The 3580-nt window shown below is 53.4% G+C and carries 5 protein-coding genes; 3 read left to right on the top strand and 2 right to left on the bottom strand.

Translation table 11 applies throughout. From position 1 onward, the window contains the following. Positions 1 to 264 (bottom strand): lamin tail domain-containing protein (locus MVD07_RS00475; RefSeq protein ID WP_297497143.1); only part of this gene is annotated, 264 nt, incomplete at its 3' end. A 3-nt stretch (positions 265 to 267) separates the two neighbouring features. Beyond that, complete coding sequence (locus tag MVD07_RS00470) at positions 268 to 408, bottom strand: hypothetical protein (RefSeq protein ID WP_297497140.1); 141 nt, start codon at positions 406 to 408, stop codon at positions 268 to 270. A 246-nt stretch (positions 409 to 654) separates the two neighbouring features. On the opposite strand from MVD07_RS00470, the gene MVD07_RS00465 reads away from it, so the two are divergent. From MVD07_RS00465 to MVD07_RS00455, 3 genes are all read left to right on the top strand, one after another. Then, entirely contained in the window at positions 655 to 1602 is a 948-nt protein-coding gene (locus MVD07_RS00465) for a hypothetical protein (RefSeq protein ID WP_297497137.1), read from the top strand. A 58-nt stretch (positions 1603 to 1660) separates the two neighbouring features. After that, complete coding sequence (locus tag MVD07_RS00460; protein ID WP_297497134.1) at positions 1661 to 2617, top strand: MarR family transcriptional regulator; 957 nt, start codon at positions 1661 to 1663, stop codon at positions 2615 to 2617. 125 nt (positions 2618 to 2742) lie between these two features. After that, positions 2743 to 3580: hypothetical protein (locus tag MVD07_RS00455; protein ID WP_297497131.1), on the top strand; the 838-nt coding region annotated here is incomplete at its 3' end.

Genomic DNA, 3580 nt, shown 5'->3' with positions numbered 1-3580 from the left:
GTCAATGAGGTTTCCCTGGGCGTCATAGAGGTAGGCTGTGTCACCCCCGTTGTTCCAGACGGGCCTCTTCTTACCCCAGCAGAGGTCTATGTCCGTATTGGCCCCTTTTCCTGTGTGAACCGTGACAGTTGCTCCGGGTTTTAAGGTAAAGGGCGGGAAAATAAAGGCGTGCCTCCTGTTCCTCCTGCTGTCCATAAGCTTCCAGCCCGTTAGGTTGGCCGGCTTGCCGCCGATGTTCTTCAAGACGACGTACTTGTCGTTCAGATCTCATCTGTCGGGGATAAGGAGCCCGCCGGCGTCGTAGTGAACCTTATATATGATTACCTTTGCTCCCCAAGCCGTCCAGACGCTCACTTCTGGCACCGATTCAGCGGTGTTCACGATGACCCTTACCGTGAAGAAGGTCATCAGCGCCGGCCGCTATGAGAATGAGGTATCCAAGCGCGCCCTGGCCCCTTTTCACTCACCACCACTACTCCAGATTTGAACGGCAAATTATATAGGCTTTTTCCGAAAAAGCTGTGCCAGCGAGGCAAAATCAGAGGGAGGAAAGAGGGGCAGCATTTGAATGAAACGGTTTGAAACGTTTTCGTCCCCGACGTTCCACCGTGTCCTTAATAACCCCAAACACAGTAGTGATAATGGTGGGGAAAGGTGAGAAAGGTCTATCCAGCCCTTTTGCTAGCAGGGATGCTCATCGCTTCACTGCTCCCGGTTTCCCTCGCCCAGGGGGCGGGGACAAAAGCCCCTGAAGGGAACCAGATCGCGTCGCTTGAGTTACTCCTGATACTCAATAGGACAGCCGGTTACGTCTCATCGCTGGTAAATAGGAGCCAGGCGAACGTAACCGGACTCTATCAGAACGCCTCAGAGCTCAAGGGGCTGGCAGAGAGGCTCTACTCCGAGAGGAACTACACCGGGGCGATGAAGGTTGCAATCAAAGCCATGCACCTCTACAAGGCCGTGCTCGTCTCCATACATATTGGTGAATCCTCCTCAGAGGAAGTACTTTCAAGGGCGCTCGTTGAGCTCCACATAACGGAGCACGCCCTAAAATACGCCAACAAGACAATGAAAAGGCTCTGCCCAGGGAGGGGGGACTGCGCCCTTCTGAAGGAGAACTACAACGAGACCCTGAGAACACTCCTGAAGGTGAAAGAGGATCTTCAGGAAAAGAACTACACGGCGCTCAGCGCCGACCTTCAGGCAATGATCAGGGCAAGGAAGGGCCTTGAAGAAGCAACGAGGATCTCGATGAAGGTTGAAGTTGAAAAGAACGCTCCAAAGCTTGTAAAGGCCCAGCTAAAGACCCTTGATCTCCTCATAGCCAGGCTGTCCGCACTCAACGCCAGCAATCCGGAGGTAGAGGGGCGCATAGTCGAACTGGAGAGCAAGAAAGCCCTCCTCCTTGAGGCCCTCAAAGAGAACAACCCCTGGAAGGCCCTTGAGATACTGAAGAGCCTGAGGATGGAAGTTGTGAGGACAATGAGACTCGTTGAAAGGGAAAAGAAGGCCGGTGGAGGACCCTGGAGGCCACCTAGAAAACCCGGTGGGAGGAGCCAGAATCAGAGCCGGGGAAGGGGACACGGGAGAGGTCATTGACCCCCCAGTTTTCTTTTTAAGGACTTCTTAAGAAACAACCTCCAGGAGGTAGCGTGGAATGAGAAAGGCCCTCATCCTTATGTTAATCATCCTCATCCTCCTCCCCCCCGCGAGCGCGCAGGGGACGTTTAAATCGATAAACATAGAGGTCTACAACACCGGCTACGTTAAGGTTACCGAGCTCTTCGTTCCCTCAAACATTACGGTCGTCGTTGAAGTTCCCCTTCTGACAAAAAAGGTGGAGGCCCTAACGGTAACTGACGAGAAAGGAAACCCCATCCCCTTCGAGCAGAACGGGAGTGCCGTCGAAGTCTACCTGACTGACAATGTGAGCCTTCTCAACGTTACTTACTTCACCGCCGAGCTGACATCGAAGCAGGGCGACGTGTGGACACTGAGCTTTAGCTCTCCAGTTCCTGTGACAGTAATGTTTCCCTCCGGAACTGTCATAGTTGACCTGAGCGACGTCCCCAGAGCAATCTCCGGGAACTCAATAACCATGCCCCCGGGGAACCAGAGCATCTCCTACACCCTCCCCCTCCCAATAACGAAAACCACAACAGAAACCAGAACGGAGACCAGCACGGTATCCAGCACCACGACCACGTCAACCACGACAACAACCAGCATGCCTCAAAGTTCATACGAAACTCGGAGCAACAGCCCACGCCCAACTTCAACATCATCTCTCTGGCCGGTGATCGGGGCGGTTGCTCTGGTATTCCTTGCCGGGACTGCCTTCTTCCTTATGAAGAGCTTCAGAAAAGAGAAACAGGGCAACGAGGGTGAGGGGGAGATTCTTAAGAAACTAAAGGCCTTCGACCTGAGCGATGAAGAGGTGGAAGCGCTCCTCTACATCCACCGCCAGGGAGGCAGGGCGAGGCAAGCTGAAGTTAGGACAGCCCTCGGATTGCCAAAGACCACCGCCTGGAGGATGTTCAACAGACTCGCCGAGAGAGGCCTCGTGAGGGTATACAAGAAGGGTAAAGAGAACTGGGTCGAGCTAAAACTCTGAACTTTCCATTTGTTTCTCAATTAACCAGATTCAAATGGTACTCTGATTAAATGAAACCCTTTGGAACGTTCGTTTCACCGGAGTCCTCAAATAGGGGTTGGTCCAAGTTGGTAAAGGTGATCAACATGAGAAGGAGTCTGGCACTGGCGGTGGCCCTGTTGCTGATGGGGAGTCTCATACCCCTAGGCCTCGCAACGAACACGACTGCAACCAACACCACTGGAAACACCTCTGTGCTCTTTGACAACGCCACCAGGGGGCAGGTCATAGCGACCCAGCTCATTAAAGAGCTCCAGAGGCTGAGCAACTTCGCCGAGAAGAAGATTGAGCCCATTAAGAACAAGCTCCCCCAGAACTCAAGCATACTCAGATACTATGAAATGGCCGAGGGGTACAAGTCGAAGGCCCTAAGGGAGTACAACGAGAGCGACTACTGCAACTCAATACTCGACTCCTTAACGGCGATGCACTACTATAAGAGGGCACTCTCAATGCTCAAGGAGGGCAGAGAACGGCTGGGAGAGGTTAGAGCACATGTCAGGGCACAGGTCGAGAGAATGAACGGGTACCTCGCCTTTGTCAGGAAGACGATGAGGCTAGCGGAGAGGCAGGGAATTAACGTTACCAACCTGAGCAGGGCCTACAACGAGACCGTCCAAGCATACAGGGTCGTCCTGAACGACCTCAAAGAGAAGAACCTGACAAGGGCCAGGGAAGACCTCAAAACCCTCAGAGAGAAGAAGGCAGTCCTCGACGAGGAGTTTAAGAAGGTTCGCGAGGAACTGGCATACAAGAATGCCGACAGGATAGTAAACGCCTTCCTCAGGAAGGGAGAGAAGGGCATCGAGATAGCCCAGAAGGCGATACAGTTTGGGAAGGAGAAGGGCTACAACGTCACCGAGCTCCAGAAGAGGCTGAACGCCTTCGAGGCCCTCTACAACCAAGTCAAAAACCTCTCCGCTA

The organism is Thermococcus sp. (genome assembly GCF_027008145.1).
Taxonomy (GTDB): domain Archaea; phylum Methanobacteriota_B; class Thermococci; order Thermococcales; family Thermococcaceae; genus Thermococcus.
This window is presented reverse-complemented; position numbering and strand designations above follow the sequence as displayed.